Origin of the sequence: Paenibacillus sp. FSL K6-1122, assembly GCF_037977015.1 — a bacterium.
Lineage (GTDB): Bacteria > Bacillota > Bacilli > Paenibacillales > Paenibacillaceae > Paenibacillus > Paenibacillus amylolyticus.
Genome location: NZ_CP150272.1, coordinates 6710800 through 6728690, shown reverse-complemented (window position 1 = coordinate 6728690; position 17891 = coordinate 6710800). Strand labels below are relative to the sequence as shown.

Here is a 17891-nt window from a genome sequence, read left to right as displayed (position 1 = left end):
GAGGGATGGATCAAAATGCCACAACCTTAGTCCTTCACCGCCCCTGCCGCAATATCCGAAATAAACTGGCGGCTGATGAACAGGAACATAACGATGAGCGGAATGACGGCAAGCAACGTACCCGCGATAACCATGGCATAGTCTGTGTTATACAGCCCGTTTAATTGAGACAACGCAATCTGCAACGTGTATTTGCGTTCATCCGTCAGGACAATCAGAGGCCACAGATAATCATTCCATACGCCGATGAAGGTGAATGCGCCGAGGAAAGCAAAGGCAGGTCGCAGAATTGGCAGCGCCACGTTCCAATAGAGTCGGAAGAAATTACAGCCGTCGATGCGGCCCGCATCCAGCAGATCGTTGGGAATGGACTCTGTTGCATACTGGCGAATCCAGAAGATGCCGAAGGCGTTCACCATGCCCGGAATAATGAGAGCTTTGAAGGAACCGACCCAGCCGAACGTAGCCATGAGTACGAAGGAAGGCACCAGCGACAGCTGGGAAGGTACCATCATGGTCGCGAGCAGCAGGATGAAGAGCCACTTTTTGCCGGGAAATTCAAACTTCGCAAACGCAAATCCCGCCAGTGAGTCAAAAAACAGCACCAGAATGGTCACGAGGCCCGACACAAACAACGTATTCAGAAAGGCGCCCCAGAAGTCAATCTGCTGTAACACCCGCGTAATATTATTCCACAATTCTCCCCCGAACCAGAGCTGGGGTGGAAACTTGTAGATATCGGACGTTGTCCGGGTAGACATTACAATCAGCCAATAGAACGGGAACATGGATATGAGCATGCCCCCGATAAGACCGGTATACAACACCAGCGATTTGAGGTGTTTGGTCGCCATGTGTGCTCCCCCTTATCACATCAGGATGATTTGCCTTGAACAAGCTTCCAGTTCACAATCGAGAACAGGGCGATAATGAGGAACATGCCCCAACCAACGGCAGCGCCATATCCGAAATAATTGTTAATGAAGGATTCACGGTAGAGGTACAGTACAATCGTCATGCCTGCTGCACCTGCGCCACCATCATTACCTACCAATACTTGAGGCTCAGTGAACAGTTGCATACCGCCAATCGTTGATGTAATGACCGTAAACAGGATCACAGGACGCAACATCGGAATTGTAATTCGGAAAAAGGACTGTATCGCTGATGCGCCATCAATCTTGGCTGCTTCGTATAACGTCTGCGGAATACTCTGAAGCCCGGCCAGATAGATGACGGCGTTATATCCGGTCCAGCGCCAGACCACCATGGAGGAGATTGCGACTTTAATGCCCCATGGTGCATTAAGCCACTCCACAACAGGTAGCCCGACCGACTGCAACAGATAATTGAGAAAGCCATAATTGTTGGCAAATAAAGCACCGAAGATAATGGCTACCGCTACAATGGATGTGACGTTTGGCAGAAAATAACCGACCCGAAACAGGGTACGGAACTTCACAAATGGTGCATGCAGCAAAAAGGCAATAATCAGGGCGAAGAAGAGCATCGGAATTGTCGAATAGATCCAGATCATGAACGTGTTGCCCACGGCTTGCCAGAACTCGGCATCGGTCAGCATGTATTTGAAATTGTTGAGTCCGTTAAACGTCATGACACCGATGCCATCCCATTTATGAAAAGCCAGATAGAGTGAGAACCCGATTGGGAACAGCCCAAATACCGCAAACAGAATATAAAACGGCGATATCGCAACATAGAGTGCACGATGCTCCCACATTCTCGCCCATAGTGACTTCTGCCGATCCAGATCAGGTCTTTCATGTCCGGGATCGGGAGTAAGACGAGGTTCAGTTACAGCCATATGAATTCCTCCTTTGCGGATAACGAAACCACACGTTGTTCAGGTTAACGCTGCAATTCCCGCTCGACGCGGTGTACTGTATCTGTCCAGACCTGCTGTGGATCGGCATTTTGCTTCGCGACATCATTCAGCCGCCGGGTGATAATGTTGTGTACGGAAGGGTATCTTTCGCCAAAGAAAGCATCCGGCACATCCTGTGCCGATTCGGCAAATACAGGCCCTGTCGCCTGTCCACCGAAGAAAGGTTCTTTTTCTTTCATGGCAGGATCATCAAACACACCTGGTGCAGAAGGGAACAGGTTCAGTGTCTGATATTGCTCCAGTTGATTTTCGGGACTTTGCAGCCAGCGAACCAGTTCAAAGGCTTCCTGAGGATGTTCACTCGACTTCAGGATGGACAGGAATGATCCCCCGTTGTTGCCATCTCCCCCTGGTGCCCGAGCGACCCGCCACTTCCCGGATGTATCCGGAGCGGCTTCCTGAAGAACTTGTTTCATCCAGACAGCGCCCACGAAAGAGGCGATTTCGCCATTATTCATCGCGGCGTTCCAGCTTGGAGTCCAGCCATCTGCATTGGCTAGCAGTCCCTTCTCTTTGAAAGCAACGGCCGTATCCCAGCTCTTGCCCACAATAGGGGAACCCATGCCGATAAAGGACCCGTCCGGCCGGAAATAACGCTCCGCAGACTGCGATATGACTTGATTGTAAACGGTTGCAATATTATCGGTTAGAAAAACCTTGCCTCCGAATTTTTCCTTGAGCTGTTCTCCGGCAGCAGCATATGCATCCCAACTGTTGATCTGGCGTGTAACGTCTTCGGGATCAGATGGCAATCCGGCTTCCTTGAACAGATCTTCTCGGTAGAAGAGGGCTGTTGGGCCCGTATCCATCGGGAAACCGATCATCTGTCCGCTTGGCGTAACGCCTTGCTTCCATTTCCACGGCAGATATTGGTCTTCAATATCTCCTGCACCGAGATCATACAGATTATAGAAACGGTCCTCACTGGGGAATAGCTCCATGATCCAGTCGTTCAATGCTACAATGTCTGGTTCACCTGAGCGTGCAGCGAGTGTTGTTTTGAGTTTTGCTTTGAAATCACCGCCGATTTTCTGAGCTGTCAGTTCGATATTGGGGAACTTTTCCTTAGCCCTGGCAATCAACTTATCATCGATGGAACGATTCCAGTACCATAATGTAAGCGCTACCTTTTTGTTGTTCGCTGAATCGTCCTGTCCGGGCCAGATGGAGCATCCGCTTATGAGCAGGACGCAGACCATCAGTATGGCTGTCCAGCATGTTCTTTTCCGGCGGATCATGTGTATTACCCCCTCATCATTAAGTTCGAGGCATGAAGTGCTTTGGACTACAACATTAGTGTATGAGCAGTTTATAAACTCATACCCAATATTCCTAAAATGAAACACATATTTGTGTCGATTGCGTAACATAAATTGGGTAGTTACTTTAAAAATAAAAGTTACTTGACACATTATAATTTTTATTCTAAACTAACTTACATAAAGTAACTAATGATGATGAGAATAATATAGATACGTACTATATAACATCCAAGTGATCCATTTTCGCTTTGGATGCGAATCAATCAACAGACAAGTTGGCCTAAACAGGAGGAACGACAATGATCAATTCACATATTATTCAACTGCTTGCCCCCAAAATTCAGACTTTTCCGAGTGGAAAAGAGTTCATATACCTGGTGGGGCCAATCAAACTCCCGGTAAACCTCGATGGGGAGACCAAGACATTCCAGTGGTATAGCTGGATGAAGTCAGACAAAGCGATGGAGAGCGGCGAGTTAATCGAATCTCTTGCTGAGGCTGAACTGGCAGAGCGTCAACAATCCAGTGTTTTGGTCTATGGTGACTTTGCCGAAGCACAGGATGCGCTCATTCGCATGCACAGTATCTGTCATACAGGCGACATCTTTGGCAGCAAACGCTGTGATTGCGGCTTCCAATTGGAGCAATCCATGAAAATGATCGCCGCTCACGGAGCAGGCGCACTATTCTATCTTGCGAACCATGAGGGACGTGGCATTGGTCTGTTCAGCAAAGCGATGGCGTACATTTTGCAAGAAGAAGGTCTGGATACGGTAGATGCAAACTTGCAACTCGGATTCACAGACGATGCCCGCAATTATGACGATGCGATTGCCGTATTGCGTGCGCTTCGCTCCGCACCGGTTACATTGATCACCAACAATCCACGGAAGCTGGCTGCTTTGCAGGAAGCGGGATTGAATGTGGGCGGACGTGTGCCACTATGGGGAGATCGCTCTGCTTTCAACGAGAAATATCTGCAAACGAAAGTGAACCGTTCCGGTCATTTGGCAGAAAGTGATGGTTGGGCTGGGGCAGAGACGCTACTTCCGCATGCGCAGGGTTAATCATTATTTATAGACGTATACGAATAGATGGCTAGCCGTTGTTGTACTCTCTGTTATGGAGAAGTACAACAGCGGCTTTTTACTATGGATGATAGGGTAGCGATCAGGTTTTCCTGATTCACGGAATGGCTTGCCGTTCCCGCAGTGCGGATTATACAATATAGTCATCTGATGAATGCGGGAGGAACCAAGGTGCCATTTGAGGGACAACGTATATTGCCGGCTGCAAAGAGCATGAAGCAGTTTGAAGCGATGATTGAAGGCCCTTATACCTATGGGGTGATGCTGGAAACGCATATTGCACAGCTTCAGAGTGTAATGGACGAGGCTCGGCGGTACGACAAAAAGATACTTTTGCATGCAGATCTGGTCCAAGGATTGAAGAATGATGAGTATGCGGCAGAGTATCTGTGTCAGCACATTCGCCCAGCAGGACTGATCTCTACGCGAGCGAGTGTCATTCAGAAGGCAAAGCAGAAAGGCATTACAGCGATTCAACGTATTTTTCTGCTCGATACCCATGCACTGGAGAAAAGTTATCTGCTGCTGGCCAAAACCCAACCGGATTATATTGAAGTATTACCTGGCGTCATTCCGCATATTATTGCGGAAGTATCTGTGCGTACAGGGATACCCATTATTGCAGGGGGATTGATCCGTTCACCGGAAGAGGTTGAACTTGCGCTTGGCGTCGGGGCTACGGCAGTGACCACATCCAACGCAGATCTGATCCGACACTTCGAGAAATCGCTTACACCTTAAAAAGAACCCACAACAGGAGGTTGGCTGTATGGAAAAATATATATTGGCTCTGGATCAGGGAACAACAAGCTCCCGAGCTATTCTATTTAACCGTGGCGGGGAGATTGTGCACATTGCACAGCAGGAATTCCCTCAATATTTCCCCAAACCGGGCTGGGTAGAGCAGAATGCCAACGAAATCTGGAGTTCCATTCTTGCCGTGATGGCTTCATGTCTGGCAGAAAGCGGAATTAAGCCTGTCCAGATTGCCGGAATTGGAATTACGAATCAACGTGAGACCGTTGTGGTATGGGACAAAGAAACAGGCAGACCCATCTATAATGCAGTGGTATGGCAATCCAGACAGACCGCGGATATCTGTGAAGAACTGAAGACACAGGGTCTCGGGGACCTTTTCCGCCGTAAAACAGGATTACTGATCGATCCCTACTTCTCGGGAACAAAGGTGAAGTGGATTCTGGATCATGTCCCTGGTGCCCGGGAGCGGGCAGAGAAGGGTGAACTGCTGTTTGGTACGATTGATAGCTGGCTGATCTGGAAACTGAGCGGGGGTACACATGTCACGGATATATCCAATGCCTCACGTACCCTGATCTATAACATCTATGATCTGCAATGGGATGACGAATTGTTGGCTATCCTCGACATTCCCAAGGCTATGCTACCAGAAGTGCGAGGTTCATCCGAGGTGTATGCACACACAACAGACTATCATTTCTTCGGTCATCGGATTCCGATTGCGGGAGCGGCAGGAGATCAACAGGCAGCGATGTTTGGTCAGGGCTGTTACACCAAGGGTAGTATGAAAAATACATATGGTACCGGTTGTTTCATGCTTATGAACACGGGAGAGAACCCGGTACAATCCAATCACGGACTGATTACAACGATTGCCTGGGGGATGAATGGCAAGGTTGAATATGCACTCGAAGGCAGCATTTTTGTTGCAGGTTCAGCGGTTCAGTGGCTGCGTGACGGATTAAGAATGCTTCGCTCTTCAAAAGATAGTGAGGATTACGCCTCACGTGTGCCTTCGACAGACGGCGTTTATATGGTACCTGCATTTGTGGGACTGGGCAGTCCGTATTGGGATAGTGAGGTTAAGGGTGCGGTGTTTGGCCTGACACGAGGCACGACAAAGGAACACTTTATCCGTGCTACGCTTGAGGCATTGGCGTATCAGACCAAAGATGTACTGGAGGCAATGGAATCCGACTCGGGTATTCCCGTGCATGCTCTGCGTGTGGATGGAGGAGCGGCGGCCAATGATTTCCTCATGCAGTTCCAGAGTGATATTCTGGGCATTCCTGTCGAACGCCCAACGGTGAATGAAACGACTGCATTGGGTGCGGCTTATCTGGCAGGATTGGCGGTAGGATATTGGACGAGTGCGGATGAATTGACGGATCATGAAAATACGGAGCGTGTCTTCCAGCCTGTTATGGCTGAGCAACAACGAACAGAACTGTATACAGGCTGGAAACGTGCAGTGAATGCAGCAATGGCTTTTAAATAAAAGAAATGAAATGAATATTTCTTGGTGTGGGTATTTGTACTTTTTAACTAAACATATGTTATAAATGATATTTACTGGTGGAAAATGATGCATGATTTACAGGGTTATTCTTCCTGGAGGAGGCAAAATATATACCCACTATAAGGAAAAAAACAAGGTTAGTGGATTCATTTGAAATTCCATCCTTTGGCAGAACAACTTTTTGAATTTTTTTTGAATAATGTGTCATTTCAGGACTTCACGCCGTCAAAAATCTGTGATAGGATAAAGGCACAAGTTAAAAAAATGATGTCTGGAGATCGGGAGGGACCACGTGCCGCTCAGCAATTGCTGAGCGAATGACGTGGTCCTTTTTTTGGTTTTTTTACGGAAATATTAAGGAAATCAATGGGAGGTTCAAGAATGACAGAAACGTTCTCGTCAGCACAACGGACCGAATATTTGCAAAATATGGCGAATGCACATTTTGACGTATTGATTATTGGCGGCGGGATTACAGGCGCAGGGATTGCATTGGATGCGGCTTCGCGTGGGTTGAAGACGGCGCTTGTAGAAATGCAGGATTTTGCAGCAGGTACATCCAGTCGTTCGACCAAGCTTGTCCATGGCGGATTACGTTATTTGAAGCAATATGAAGTGAAGATGGTTGCTGAGGTAGGACGGGAGCGGGCTGTAGTTTATGAAAATGGGCCACATGTGACCACACCGGAACCGATGTTGTTACCGATCTATACGGCTGGCACGTTCGGCCGCTTCAGCACATCCATTGGACTGATGGTGTATGACCGGCTCGCCGGGGTGAAGCGCAGTGAACGGCGCCAAATGTTGAATGCTGGAGCAGTGTCAGACAGTGAACCTCTGTTACGCAAACAGGGGTTGTTGGGTGGTGGACTCTATGTGGAGTACCGGACTGATGATGCCAGGCTCACCATAGAAGTTATGAAAGAAGCTGTCAAACGTGGGGCACAGGCAGTGAACTACGTTAAGGCGAAAGGTTTCCTGAAGGAGAATGGCAAGATTACAGGTATTGAAGCCGTGGATCAGATCGATGGACAGATCTATACGCTAAAATCAAGCAAGGTGATCAACGCTTCCGGTCCATGGGTGGACGGTCTGCGGGAATTGGACGGTTCACGCCAGGGGAAAACACTGCAGATGACCAAAGGCATTCATTTGGTCTTTGATGGTGAACGATTCCCATTAAGACAGGCCGTCTATTTTGATACACCAGATGGTCGAATGGTCTTTGCTGTCCCACGTGATGGAAAAACCTATGTAGGCACAACCGACACTGTATATCAGGATGATCCTGCACAACCGCAAATTTCCGACGCGGATCGCGATTATGTGATTGATGCAGTTAATGGCATGTTTCCAGATGTACACATTGGTACCGGGGACGTGGAATCCGGATGGGCGGGTGTACGTCCACTAATTCATGAGGAAGGCAAGAATCCGTCCGAAATATCACGTAAAGATGAAGTCTGGGTATCCGAATCCAATCTGATTACGATTGCCGGGGGCAAGTTAACTGGATACCGTAAAATGGCCGAGATGGTTGTTGATCTGGTCGCACGCCAGATGGAGCAGGAGAGTGGACATTCCATAGGCCCTTGTGTAACGAAGAAGATGCCCATCTCCGGCGGTGATGTAGGGGGATCGGCTGGATTTGTATCGTATGCGGAGCGCAAGATCAAGGACGGTGTTGCTCTCGGGCTTGCCCGACCTGCTGCGGAGCGGCTGGTTCGCACGTATGGTTCCAATGTGGAGGCACTGTATGAGCGAATGCCCGATCCACGCACCAAGTCCGAGCTTCATGGCATGCCACAGGAGCTATTGCTTATGCTACATTACGCGATTGATGAAGAGATGGCTGTAACCCCATCTGACTTTTTAGTACGAAGAACAGGTGATTTATTCTTCCGTATTAATGAAGTTCGTCGCTATAAAGCAGCAGTTATCTCGTATATGGCAGGTCGTTTGGACTGGTCAGAAGAGGAAGTGGTTAAACATACACAGGAACTGGATCAGCTGTTGCTGGAAGCATCCGGCAAAATCTAAGGCAGGATTTTAAGATCGAGAGTCGAATGGAACATGTAAGCGTGTAACATAGAGAGGGGATTACATCCATGACATTACAGATCGGAATCATTGGAACAGGCTGGTTCAGTAAGGTACACGCGGATATTCTCGCACGGATGGAAGGTGTTCGTGTTGCGAGTGTCTGTGGAACTTCGCTCGAAAAGGCAGAGGCTATGGCCTTCGTTTATGATGCTGTTGGTTACGGGGAACTTGAACATATGCTGGATGGTGAGAAGCTGGATGCGGTGTATATCTGTGTGCCTCCGATGTCTCACGGATCGATTGAGTCCGAATTAATCCGCCGCGGTATTCCATTCCTGGTGGAGAAACCGCTGAGTACTGGAATGGATGTTCCACGTCAGGTGTTGGATCAGGTGCAAAAGAGTGGATTGTTAACCTCTGTAGGATACCATTTCCGTTATCAGGAGGCTGCGCAGGTCCTGCGGCAAGCGATGAAAGAACAGACGGTCGGCATGGCTCTTGGCCGCTGGATGGGCGGAATGCCAGGGGTCGCCTGGTGGCGGCGTCAGGACGGTTCAGGAGGGCAATTCGTAGAGCAGACTACACATATTGTAGACTTGCTTCGGTATTGTGCAGGAGAAGTTACGGAGGTATATGCTGTAGCAGCTCAGCGAAGCATGCATGAGAAGCATGAACATGTGACCGTAGCCGATGTGGCAAATGTGACGCTTAAGCTGGAAAGTGGAGCGATTGCCAGTATCGCCAATACATGTCTGTTGCCAGACGGAGAGGGCGGCGCAGGACTCCAGTTCTACACGGATGCAGGTGTGTGGGATTGGACGCCAGAACGTTTGCTTCTGCCAAGTGCCGCAAAACATGCGATGGCAGGTCTGGAGATTCCGGCAGGACATAACCCATACGAGCGTGAGAATGAAGCGTTCATTCACGCCCTGCGTACGGGAGACCGTTCACGAATTCTGTCCGATTATGCGGATGCCTGCCGTACACAGGAGATTACGACGGCGGCGCTGGCATCGGCAGATTCCGGTCTGCCGGTACAGCTTCAGCCTTCAAAACGTCTCTCTCATTAAAAGGTTGAAGGTAATATAAATACGCCTGAATCAGGGAATGATCCGCAGATCAGCCTGATTCAGGCGTATTTGTGTTGAGTAGAGATTATTAAGTAGCAATTCAACTACTCGGATTTCTGCTGTTTCAACCAGTCGGATGACCAACTGTAGATCTGATCAATGACAGGTTCAATGGCTCTGCCTTTCGGTGTCAATTCATACTCTACACGGGGAGGTATCTCGGGAAACATGTGTCGGGTTACGATACCTTCCGTCTCCATTTCCTTCAATCTCTCCGATAAAAGTCGTCCACTGATCGCCATCTCTGCTTCAAGCTCCGTAAACCGCTTGGGTCCGGACAACAGTTGGTACATGATTAACAGTACCCACTTCTTGCCTATGATGTCTATGGCTTGAGTGATCATACAGGGACTTGGTGATTTTACTTTTTTCAGCTTCAACGTGTTCACCTCGATTCATAATGATTTTCTTCAAAGTTGTATATGAAAGGACATGATTTCTGCCGCTTTAAGAATATAGGACATCCAAGTAAATGAGGGTTACTACAAAATATACTGTAACATACCTTTTGTATGTATTATACATCATACAGTGAAAAATTACTTGAAGAAATTATATTATTATTATATACTAACTTCACAAAAGTAAGTTGGTGATAAATAATACGTATAATATGAACGCGTACTATTCTGAAAATTGAACTGGGCTGAACGGTTGAAAACAGAGTAACCTTTGGGAACTTTTACATAGATTCTTTTTTACAATGTGCAGCAAAAATAATCATTACATAGTAGGAACATATAATTTGTTACAGGAGGATCTACATATGAACAAGATTTTGGGTTACGTTTTTCTGGTTGTGTTAGCAGGTGTCTTCGTCATGACGGGGTTTAACAAGATTAGTGGGGCAGAAATGATGATTCAGACATTCGAAAGTTTCTCTTATCCGACATGGACGATGTATCTGCTGGGCGCTGCGGAGTTGCTTAGTGCTGTAGGACTGCTGATTCCACGGACTCGCATCCTGGCTTCTGGCATACTGACCTTCATTCTGATTGGGGCCGTGGGAAGTCATCTGATCTATGCACAATACGCTGCTGTTCCGTTCCCGGCTGTGTTGTTGGTAGCTAACATTATTGTTTTGGTTGTGGGCATGCGCAGATTGGAAGCGGAAGAAGAAGGCCAGATGGACGCGATTCAGGCGTAAGTTAAAGATAAGAGGGAACCTAATTGGGCTGTTCAACGTGGAAAAGGTATTCCTGTCAAAAGGAATGTAAACGCGGATGCCTATGCAGAAGATGACCACTGCCAGTAAGCGGTGGTCATCTTTTTTTATGTAAGACTTCGCGTGGCACGTGTAACGATTCGCCGCGTATGTTGGGTATCCGACTGCTGCGTCCAAGTGGCACAGACCTGCCGCACCCACTCTGGATTGGTCTTGCTGGCGTCGTTCAGCCAGTTACTTACCGAATCCTGTACATACTTATGGGCATCGGATTTTACTGCGTCAAGCAAGGGAAGGGCCATGGCCGGATTTTCTTTTAACTCCTGAATATGCTTGGCCCAGACGCCACGAGGTCTGATTGATTCTATGGCAAAGCGACGGATCAGTGGATCAGGGTCAACGCTCCATGGGATTAACTGCTGCAAGGCTAAGGATAATTCGGCAGAGATGGACTCCCGTACAGCCATCCAGGCGATTTCTCTTACACCAAAGTGATGATCTGCTGCAAAGGGCCGAATATGCTCCAACTTTTCAGTCAGGTTCAGACCGGAATCTAGCCCAATGATATAAGCCGCCCAGCAGCGAACACTGTCTGAACGATGCTCTGCAATGGAACAAAAGAGATTCGTTTTTTCATTGACTGATGGACGTTTCAACAGATCAAGCCATTGCATGGCTATGGCCGGGATGATTTTCATGATCCGCTGCTCATTCATCTGTGTTAACTGCTCTGTAATTGCTCTGGTTTCGGCATCCATTCCCCATTCATGGGTAACCTTCTGAAAAAGAGAAACATGATCTACAGCCAGCCATTCGGTCAGATTGACCGATTCGATATGTCCTGCTTGTAGCCAATTGCGGATATGCTCAGGAATTTCCGTTGCTTTACGGGCACCTTTGCGAAGAAAAATGTCTTCAGGGATAAATAGATCTGGCTTAGTATCCAACGGTATACTCCTCCTTGGTTGTATAACATCATGAGTTATACAGTACAACTTGCTGGAGAACAGGGATGTAAGGCATCTTACAAGTGGTCAGTGATTTTCCGGAGGTTAGCGATTTCGTCACGATGAAGGGAGACTGATTTGAATCCGGTACGAATACGTCCAGATTTTGCCAAGTCTTGCATGACAATCGTAACCGATTCCCGTGTGGCTCCTGCCATCCAGGCAATCTCCTGATGGGTAAGCCCGAGTTGAATCCGGCAGTACTCATCTTCTTCGATGCATCCCATCTGTTCAGCCAGCCGGAAGAGATTATGTATCACCTTTTCATGCAGGTTTCCGAGTGCGAGCGTCTGTGTCAACTCGCTCATTCGTTTGATCCGCTCGCTTAGTACGTTCATCAGTCTCATCATAAATTCTGGATGTTCAATCAGAAACTGTTCAAAACGTTGTTTGCTCATCAGGCAAATATCACACTCCTCCATCGTTTCGATATAAACGGCGCGTGTTCCGAGTGAGATTCCGTTCATTTCTCCAAACACGTTACCTTCCGTCAAAATATCGAGAGTGAACTGCTTGCCCTCCGGATTTAATGTATATAAACGAACCTTTCCCCGTTTTACAAAATAGAAACCTTCTGTAAACGTATCGGGTGTCTGGATCTGTCTGTTTTTAGGTATGGTCGTAATAGAAGTCATCCCATCCATTTCAATCAGGTCTGCCTCGGATAAGGAGGACATGAGGTCGAATTGTGATAAATACAGAATTTTATCCATAGAACTCCTTTCCATTACAATATGAATATAAAAAAAAGAAGAACCCACGAAAAACAACGGGTTCTCTTGCAGCGGGACTTCCTGATCGGAAGGTCTTCTGACTATAAATGATCAAATGCCATTTTGATTATAGTAACTTTTTTAATTGAGAGACGCGTCCTTGGCTGATGCCAAGCTTTTCCGCAATTTGCTGTTGAGCCAAACCGGGATTCTGTTCAACAATTTCTTTCATCTGTTGCAGCATACGTGCCGTCTTTGGCCGCAGGTCCGGGTATTCTTGGTTGTCAGCTGTGGTCCCTTCTTCCCTAGCGGGAGATGAGACTGGGGCGGATTTGGAAGCAGGACGCTCCACGGGTGCAGGAGCCTGTTTGTTCTGAGGTACGAACCAGTCGGGAGAGTCATCCGGGTGTTTTAATTGAATTGCACAAGTCCGGCAGATGAATTGTTCTTTGAAATACATTTCCGTATCTACATCACCGCAAAAAATACATAATGTTGATTTGTACTTTCTTAAAATCAACTCTTTTCCTTCAATGAAAAACTCAAGCGGATCGCCGATATGGATTTCCATCGTATCCCGCATTTCTTTGGGAAGGACAATTCGTCCAAGACGGTCCAGAGATCTCTTCATTCCGGTTCTTTTCATCGCATCTCCCCCGCAATATTCACAATTAAAAACCTGTCCTTATTGTAAGGAAGAAAGGGCTTTAATACAACAATAATATTTCAAAAAAGTGGATAATTCCATCCATTATGGGAAAATAAGTTTAGAAAGCACGGGTGCAACCGCTAAAGTGAACAATGCAGCGAGCACCATGGAGATGCTGGAGATGGTACCGGTCAGGGAACTCAGTTCAAACGCCTTGGATGTCCCTGTGCCATGGGCACCGGTTCCAAATAGTGTGCCTCGTGCAATCTCCCCATCGATGCGCAGCATTTTGACGATGGAAGGGCCCATAATTACTCCGAGCAGACCAGTCATAATAACAAAAACAGCTGTCACTGCGGGTATGCCACCGATAGTGGCGGATACGTTCATGGCAATTGGGGTGGTAATCGATCTTGGGATCAGACTATGAATGAGACCGGAATCCAGGCGCAACCATTTGGCGAGCAGGGCAGAGGAAAGTACGGCAACAACCGAGCCAGTCATGACACTGAAGACAATCTCGGAAATATGTTTTTTGAGTACATGGAAAAAGGTATAGAGCGGTACGGCAAAAGCCACGGTGGCCGGTTGAAGCAGCAGACTCAGCCATTTGCCACCACTACTATAAGTGGTATAATCCGTTCCCGTTGCGAGCAATATGCCAACGACGAGGAGCGGCGTAATGAGCAGTGGAGACAGATATACTTTCGGCAGATTGCAATATATTCGTTTGGTAACCCAATAAATACCGACGGTTAACAACAGGCAGAGGAATCCAATCATCCGGTGTGACGCTCCTTTCGTTTGGCAATTCGTGTAGCAACCAGGCCTGTGCAGGACATGACCAGGAATGTACTAAGTAATACGATGAATAAAATTTGCAATCCGTCATGCTCCAACATGGGCATATAGTTCATAATGCCAACGGCTGACGGGATAAAAAATAACAATAGTTCACCGAGCAGCCAGGCAGCTCCAACTTCAATCCAGCGCAGCTTCACGACACGAGTCTGAAGCAGAATGAATAATACAACCATACCGAGTATGGAACCCGGTACAGGAAGATGGAGAGTACGGGCCAGCAGGTCCATGAGCAGTGAAAAAACCATTAAGAGCGCAACCTGTGCAATACCAAGGCCCCATTTTTTCACTTCAATCCCTCCTTGTATAATCAACGTAATCGTTTAAGTTATTATGAAAATGAAAATGATTCATTTGATATCACAAATTTTACATGGCATTCTTTCATGAGTAAAATGCATATTAAGAATGTTTATTATTCCATTTGTCTATGAGAGGTGAGTATCAACCGATGGATATCCGCCATTTGCAATATTTTCTGGAAGTCGCCCGGCAGCAGAGCTTCACTAAAGCCGCCGAAGTTCTGTATATCACCCAACCTACGATCAGCAAGACGGTCAAGAGTCTTGAAGAGGAATTGGGTATCACGTTACTGGACCGTTATGGGAAGAAAGTTGAACTAACCGATGCAGGCCATGTGTTTTTTCGGCAGGCACTTGAGATTGAAAAATCATTCCGCAGTCTGTCGTCCGAATTGGACGACCTGATGAACTTGAAGAAAGGCCATCTGCAGATTGGCTTGCCGCCAATGGTGGGGTCCAGCTTTTTCCCCATGATCATTGGTGAATTTCACAAAGCCTACCCGCAGGTGACCATTCAACTATTTGAGGATGGTGCCAAAAAAGTAGAGGCCGATGTGATCAGTGGTGCACTGGATATTGGCGTGGCCGTACTGCCAACCGTGGATGAACTGTTGGATCATTTTGTGTTTGTCAAAGAGAAGTTGAACTTGCTTGTACACCCTTCACATCCGCTTGCAGGGAAAGAGTCAGTTGCGCTGCATGAACTGGAAAATGATGCCTTTGTATTGTTTCGGGAGGATTTTGCGTTGCATGACCGGATTATTGTGGCCTGTCAGCATGCGGGGTTTCAGCCCCGGGTGGTATATGAGAGCTCCCAGTGGGATCTGCTCAGCGCAATGGTTGCCGCCAATCTGGGTGTAGCTCTACTACCGGAAACGATCTGTCGTGAGGTAGACAACATGCGCGTGCGCATTATACCCGTGGTGGAACCGGTGATTCCATGGCAGCTCGGCATGATCTGGCGGAAGGACCGCTATCTGTCTTTTGCCACAAGAGAGTGGATCGGATTCACACAGTCGATGCTGGGTGAGTAAGGGAAGCGATCGGAAGGTTGTTCCATTCTAGTGCCCAGTGTAAATACTCTTTTGTTGACCCCGGATCGTTGTTACAATGGAAGCATAATCATGATGGAGGTGTACGAACATGAAACTGCGGGTATCCGCTGTACAATACCAGCTACAAACAATCAGCTCGTTTGAGCAGTTCGCCGCTCAGGCTGAGCATTACATACGGACAGCGAGCGAATATGGAACCGAATTTGTGCTGTTCCCGGAATTTTTCACAACGCAATTAATGTCCATTGGGGACAAACAAGGCAATGCTCTGACAATTGAGGATCTGCCGAACTTTACGGAACAATATGAGCAACTGTTCACATCACTTGCTGCCAAATACGGTATGCACGTTATCGGGGGAACCCACGTCATTCGCCGTGAAGGGAAGTTGTATAATACAGCCCACATGTTCTACCCGGATGGTCGCATCGCTCGCCAGGACAAGATTCACATTACACCAACCGAAGTCCAAGAATGGAATATGGCTCCCGGAGATGGACTTGAGGTGTTCGACACCGATAAAGGCCGTATTGCCATGCTGACCTGTTACGATATTGAATTCCCGGAAATCGTACGGATGGCCAAAGCCAAAGGCGCAGACGTAATTTTCTGTCCTTCCTGCACGGACGATCGTCATGGATTCTACCGTGTGCGTTATACGAGTCATGCCCGCGCGGTAGAGAATCAGGTGTATGTTGTGTTAACCGGAACAGTGGGTAACCTGCCGACCGTTGATTTCATGCGTGCCAACTATGGACAGGCTGCAATTATTACGCCGAATGATATTCCGTTCCCGACACGTGGCATTCTGGCCGAGGGTGAGATTAACAACGATATGATTGTGACCGCCGATCTGGATCTGGATTTGCTGTATGAGGTGCGTGAACGTGGATCGGTAACGACCTGGCGTGACCGCCGTACTGATCTGTATACCGATTGGGAGTAGGTGTTGCTCTTAAAACCGAACGAAACAGAGTAGGGAATTCATTTTGTCAGTGGAAAGGGGTGACCCGGCAACATGTATACCAAAGAAATGCTGATCACCGACCCGGAGCGAAGTGGCAAAAGGGTAAAAGCAGTCGTTCGCAATTATGTTACTGCCGACTTTGAGGAACTCATTCGCATTCAGGCGGAGAGTTTCCCTCCTCCTTATCCGGAAGAGCTGCTCTGGAGTCACGAGCAGCTCACCAGTCATGTGCAGCATTACCCGGAGGGTGCCATCTGTATTGAAGTCGATGGAGAATTGGCCGGTTCGATGACTTCGCTGCGGATGCAGTGGGACCCTGCACATCCGGCAAGTCATACCTGGGCCGAAGTAACGGATGACGGTTATATTCGTAACCATCAGTCCGATGGCAACACGCTGTATATTGTTGATCTCTGTGTTCGTCCAAAGTACCGCAAATGGGGACTGGCTCAACTTATGATGCAGGCGATGTACCACCTTGTCATCGCTCAGGGGATGGATCGGTTACTGGGTGCTGGTAGAATGCCGGGTTATCATCTGGTTGCAGACCAACTGTCTGCGCAGGAATATCTGGATCAGGTAGCAGCGGGAGAGAGGCGTGACCCGGTGATATCGTTCCTGCTTCGCTGTGGCCGCATGCCTGTTGGTGTGACCGCAGACTATCTGGACGATGAGGAATCCTGTAATTATGCTGCCCTGATGGAGTGGCGGAATCCGTTCAAATAAAAAATATCAAATGAAATACATTATCAATCGAGGGGGTATTTATCCATGGAATTCACGCGTATTATATCTATTAAAGATCCATTGTTTGCCCAAATGCACAAGTTGATGCAGGAGATTTTCCCGCGGGAAGAAGTGCTGGACTTCCCCCTGTGGGAAGAACCGCTGGAAGACCCGGGTATTCGGGTGTTCGTGGCTGTGCATGAGGGACAGGTTGTTGGAGCGACGGAGTACCGTTATTACGAGGATTGGAACGTTGCCATGACGGACTTCACGATTATTGGGCGCGAAGGACTGGGGATCGGCAGTTTCCTGGCGAATCACCGCAAGCGTGATATGCAAAAGCTGGCTGCAGCAAACGGGAAAGAATTGTTCGGTATGTTTGCCGAAATCTACAACCCTTATCTGAGTCAGGATCACGAGTTTGGCGGCATCAAGCCGATGGACCCGTATGTGCGTCGCGAAGTTCTGTCCCATCTGGGATATCAGCGTCTGGACTTCCCATATGTTCATCCATCCTGGCAAGGTGACGGCGAAGCAGTTGGCGGATTGGATCTGTGTTTTATGCCAGGCGATGAGTCCCTTGGTGAACTGCCAGCCAGTCTGGTGGCTGATTTCCTGAATCGATATTATGCTGTGCTTCCTAACAAACCGCAGGAATGGCTTGCCATGGTAGAGCAATTGACTGCTCGCAAGTCGGTTGCGCTACTGCCGTTGTAAACTGGACGGGATAGAACATTAG

19 protein-coding genes are annotated in these 17891 nt (G+C 48.0%); 10 read left to right on the top strand and 9 right to left on the bottom strand.

Annotation, left to right across the window (positions count from 1 at the left end; translation table 11 throughout):
- Window positions 1–26 precede the first annotated feature (26 nt).
- The 3 genes from NSQ20_RS29900 to NSQ20_RS29890 all read right to left on the bottom strand — a co-directional run bounded on the left by NSQ20_RS29900 (window position 27) and on the right by NSQ20_RS29890 (window position 3105).
- Complete coding sequence (locus NSQ20_RS29900) at window positions 27–854, bottom strand: carbohydrate ABC transporter permease (protein WP_036612996.1); 828 nt, start codon at window positions 852–854, stop codon at window positions 27–29.
- Window positions 855–874: 20 nt separating this feature from the next.
- On the bottom strand, window positions 875–1741 hold the full coding sequence (locus tag NSQ20_RS29895; protein WP_036613110.1) for a sugar ABC transporter permease: 867 nt from the start codon (window positions 1739–1741) through the stop codon (window positions 875–877).
- A gap of 128 nt (window positions 1742–1869) precedes the next feature.
- On the bottom strand, window positions 1870–3105 hold the full coding sequence (locus NSQ20_RS29890) for an extracellular solute-binding protein (protein WP_036667978.1): 1236 nt from the start codon (window positions 3103–3105) through the stop codon (window positions 1870–1872).
- A gap of 362 nt (window positions 3106–3467) precedes the next feature.
- Between NSQ20_RS29890 and NSQ20_RS29885 the strand changes: the two genes are divergently transcribed.
- The 5 genes from NSQ20_RS29885 to NSQ20_RS29865 all read left to right on the top strand — a co-directional run bounded on the left by NSQ20_RS29885 (window position 3468) and on the right by NSQ20_RS29865 (window position 9647).
- The gene (locus NSQ20_RS29885; protein WP_036667921.1) at window positions 3468–4235 is read left to right on the top strand and encodes a GTP cyclohydrolase II; all 768 of its coding nucleotides are present in this window, start codon (window positions 3468–3470) and stop codon (window positions 4233–4235) included.
- 192 nt (window positions 4236–4427) lie between these two features.
- Window positions 4428–4997 carry a glycerol-3-phosphate responsive antiterminator gene (locus NSQ20_RS29880; protein WP_026081418.1) on the top strand — a complete coding sequence of 190 codons (570 nt, stop codon included), beginning with the start codon at window positions 4428–4430 and terminating at the stop codon, window positions 4995–4997.
- 28 nt (window positions 4998–5025) lie between these two features.
- The gene (glpK, locus tag NSQ20_RS29875; protein WP_340031395.1) at window positions 5026–6513 is read left to right on the top strand and encodes a glycerol kinase GlpK; all 1488 of its coding nucleotides are present in this window, start codon (window positions 5026–5028) and stop codon (window positions 6511–6513) included.
- A 402-nt stretch (window positions 6514–6915) separates the two neighbouring features.
- The gene (locus NSQ20_RS29870; RefSeq protein WP_340031394.1) at window positions 6916–8574 is read left to right on the top strand and encodes an FAD-dependent oxidoreductase; all 1659 of its coding nucleotides are present in this window, start codon (window positions 6916–6918) and stop codon (window positions 8572–8574) included.
- A 68-nt stretch (window positions 8575–8642) separates the two neighbouring features.
- A complete protein-coding gene (locus tag NSQ20_RS29865) occupies window positions 8643–9647 on the top strand; it encodes a Gfo/Idh/MocA family oxidoreductase (protein ID WP_340031392.1) in 1005 nt (334 codons plus the stop codon).
- Between the two features lie 104 nt (window positions 9648–9751).
- On the opposite strand, the gene NSQ20_RS29860 is transcribed toward NSQ20_RS29865, so the two are convergent.
- On the bottom strand, window positions 9752–10051 hold the full coding sequence (locus NSQ20_RS29860) for a helix-turn-helix domain-containing protein (RefSeq protein ID WP_026081419.1): 300 nt from the start codon (window positions 10049–10051) through the stop codon (window positions 9752–9754).
- Between the two features lie 422 nt (window positions 10052–10473).
- On the opposite strand from NSQ20_RS29860, the gene NSQ20_RS29855 reads away from it, so the two are divergent.
- Window positions 10474–10854: a DoxX family protein gene (locus tag NSQ20_RS29855; RefSeq protein ID WP_340031391.1), complete on the top strand. Its 381-nt coding sequence runs from the start codon at window positions 10474–10476 to the stop codon at window positions 10852–10854.
- Between the two features lie 125 nt (window positions 10855–10979).
- On the opposite strand, the gene NSQ20_RS29850 is transcribed toward NSQ20_RS29855, so the two are convergent.
- The 5 genes from NSQ20_RS29850 to NSQ20_RS29830 form a co-directional block, all read right to left on the bottom strand.
- Entirely contained in the window at window positions 10980–11819 is an 840-nt protein-coding gene (locus NSQ20_RS29850; RefSeq protein WP_340031390.1) for a DNA alkylation repair protein, read from the bottom strand.
- A gap of 77 nt (window positions 11820–11896) precedes the next feature.
- The gene (locus NSQ20_RS29845) at window positions 11897–12592 is read right to left on the bottom strand and encodes a Crp/Fnr family transcriptional regulator (RefSeq protein ID WP_282319986.1); all 696 of its coding nucleotides are present in this window, start codon (window positions 12590–12592) and stop codon (window positions 11897–11899) included.
- A 127-nt stretch (window positions 12593–12719) separates the two neighbouring features.
- The gene (locus NSQ20_RS29840; protein WP_047840820.1) at window positions 12720–13238 is read right to left on the bottom strand and encodes an AbrB/MazE/SpoVT family DNA-binding domain-containing protein; all 519 of its coding nucleotides are present in this window, start codon (window positions 13236–13238) and stop codon (window positions 12720–12722) included.
- Window positions 13239–13343: 105 nt separating this feature from the next.
- Complete coding sequence (locus tag NSQ20_RS29835) at window positions 13344–14024, bottom strand: CidB/LrgB family autolysis modulator (RefSeq protein ID WP_340031387.1); 681 nt, start codon at window positions 14022–14024, stop codon at window positions 13344–13346.
- The gene (locus NSQ20_RS29830; RefSeq protein WP_017691758.1) at window positions 14021–14392 is read right to left on the bottom strand and encodes a CidA/LrgA family holin-like protein; all 372 of its coding nucleotides are present in this window, start codon (window positions 14390–14392) and stop codon (window positions 14021–14023) included. Before NSQ20_RS29830 ends, NSQ20_RS29835 begins: the two co-directional genes overlap by 4 nt.
- Window positions 14393–14553: 161 nt before the next feature.
- Between NSQ20_RS29830 and NSQ20_RS29825 the strand changes: the two genes are divergently transcribed.
- The 4 genes from NSQ20_RS29825 to NSQ20_RS29810 all read left to right on the top strand — a co-directional run bounded on the left by NSQ20_RS29825 (window position 14554) and on the right by NSQ20_RS29810 (window position 17869).
- Window positions 14554–15438, top strand: a complete 885-nt coding sequence (locus tag NSQ20_RS29825; RefSeq protein ID WP_340031385.1) for a LysR family transcriptional regulator — start codon at window positions 14554–14556, stop codon at window positions 15436–15438.
- 109 nt (window positions 15439–15547) lie between these two features.
- Window positions 15548–16405, top strand: coding sequence for a carbon-nitrogen hydrolase family protein (locus tag NSQ20_RS29820; protein WP_340031384.1), 858 nt, complete (start codon window positions 15548–15550; stop codon window positions 16403–16405).
- A 72-nt stretch (window positions 16406–16477) separates the two neighbouring features.
- Window positions 16478–17152, top strand: a complete 675-nt coding sequence (locus NSQ20_RS29815; protein WP_340031383.1) for a GNAT family N-acetyltransferase — start codon at window positions 16478–16480, stop codon at window positions 17150–17152.
- Between the two features lie 45 nt (window positions 17153–17197).
- Window positions 17198–17869 carry a GNAT family N-acetyltransferase gene (locus NSQ20_RS29810; protein ID WP_340031381.1) on the top strand — a complete coding sequence of 224 codons (672 nt, stop codon included), beginning with the start codon at window positions 17198–17200 and terminating at the stop codon, window positions 17867–17869.
- Window positions 17870–17891 lie beyond the last annotated feature (22 nt).

Excerpts from the sequence above, each read along its gene's own strand:
- NSQ20_RS29820 (WP_340031384.1), top strand. The coding sequence starts at position 15,548 with ATGAAACTGCGGGTATCCGCTGTACAATACCAGCTACAAACAATCAGC.
- NSQ20_RS29885 (WP_036667921.1), top strand. The coding sequence starts at position 3,468 with ATGATCAATTCACATATTATTCAACTGCTTGCCCCCAAAATTCAGACT.
- NSQ20_RS29840 (WP_047840820.1), bottom strand. The coding sequence starts at position 13,238 with ATGAAAAGAACCGGAATGAAGAGATCTCTGGACCGTCTTGGACGAATT.
- NSQ20_RS29890 (WP_036667978.1), bottom strand. The coding sequence starts at position 3,105 with ATGGTCTGCGTCCTGCTCATAAGCGGATGCTCCATCTGGCCCGGACAG.
- NSQ20_RS29815 (WP_340031383.1), top strand. The coding sequence starts at position 16,478 with ATGTATACCAAAGAAATGCTGATCACCGACCCGGAGCGAAGTGGCAAA.
- NSQ20_RS29860 (WP_026081419.1), bottom strand. The coding sequence starts at position 10,051 with ATGATCACTCAAGCCATAGACATCATAGGCAAGAAGTGGGTACTGTTA.
- NSQ20_RS29895 (WP_036613110.1), bottom strand. The coding sequence starts at position 1,741 with ATGTGGGAGCATCGTGCACTCTATGTTGCGATATCGCCGTTTTATATT.
- NSQ20_RS29825 (WP_340031385.1), top strand. The coding sequence starts at position 14,554 with ATGGATATCCGCCATTTGCAATATTTTCTGGAAGTCGCCCGGCAGCAG.
- NSQ20_RS29900 (WP_036612996.1), bottom strand. The coding sequence starts at position 854 with ATGGCGACCAAACACCTCAAATCGCTGGTGTTGTATACCGGTCTTATC.
- NSQ20_RS29835 (WP_340031387.1), bottom strand. The coding sequence starts at position 14,024 with ATGATTGGATTCCTCTGCCTGTTGTTAACCGTCGGTATTTATTGGGTT.
- NSQ20_RS29865 (WP_340031392.1), top strand. The coding sequence starts at position 8,643 with ATGACATTACAGATCGGAATCATTGGAACAGGCTGGTTCAGTAAGGTA.
- NSQ20_RS29810 (WP_340031381.1), top strand. The coding sequence starts at position 17,198 with ATGGAATTCACGCGTATTATATCTATTAAAGATCCATTGTTTGCCCAA.
- NSQ20_RS29845 (WP_282319986.1), bottom strand. The coding sequence starts at position 12,592 with ATGGATAAAATTCTGTATTTATCACAATTCGACCTCATGTCCTCCTTA.
- NSQ20_RS29855 (WP_340031391.1), top strand. The coding sequence starts at position 10,474 with ATGAACAAGATTTTGGGTTACGTTTTTCTGGTTGTGTTAGCAGGTGTC.
- glpK (WP_340031395.1), top strand. The coding sequence starts at position 5,026 with ATGGAAAAATATATATTGGCTCTGGATCAGGGAACAACAAGCTCCCGA.
- NSQ20_RS29870 (WP_340031394.1), top strand. The coding sequence starts at position 6,916 with ATGACAGAAACGTTCTCGTCAGCACAACGGACCGAATATTTGCAAAAT.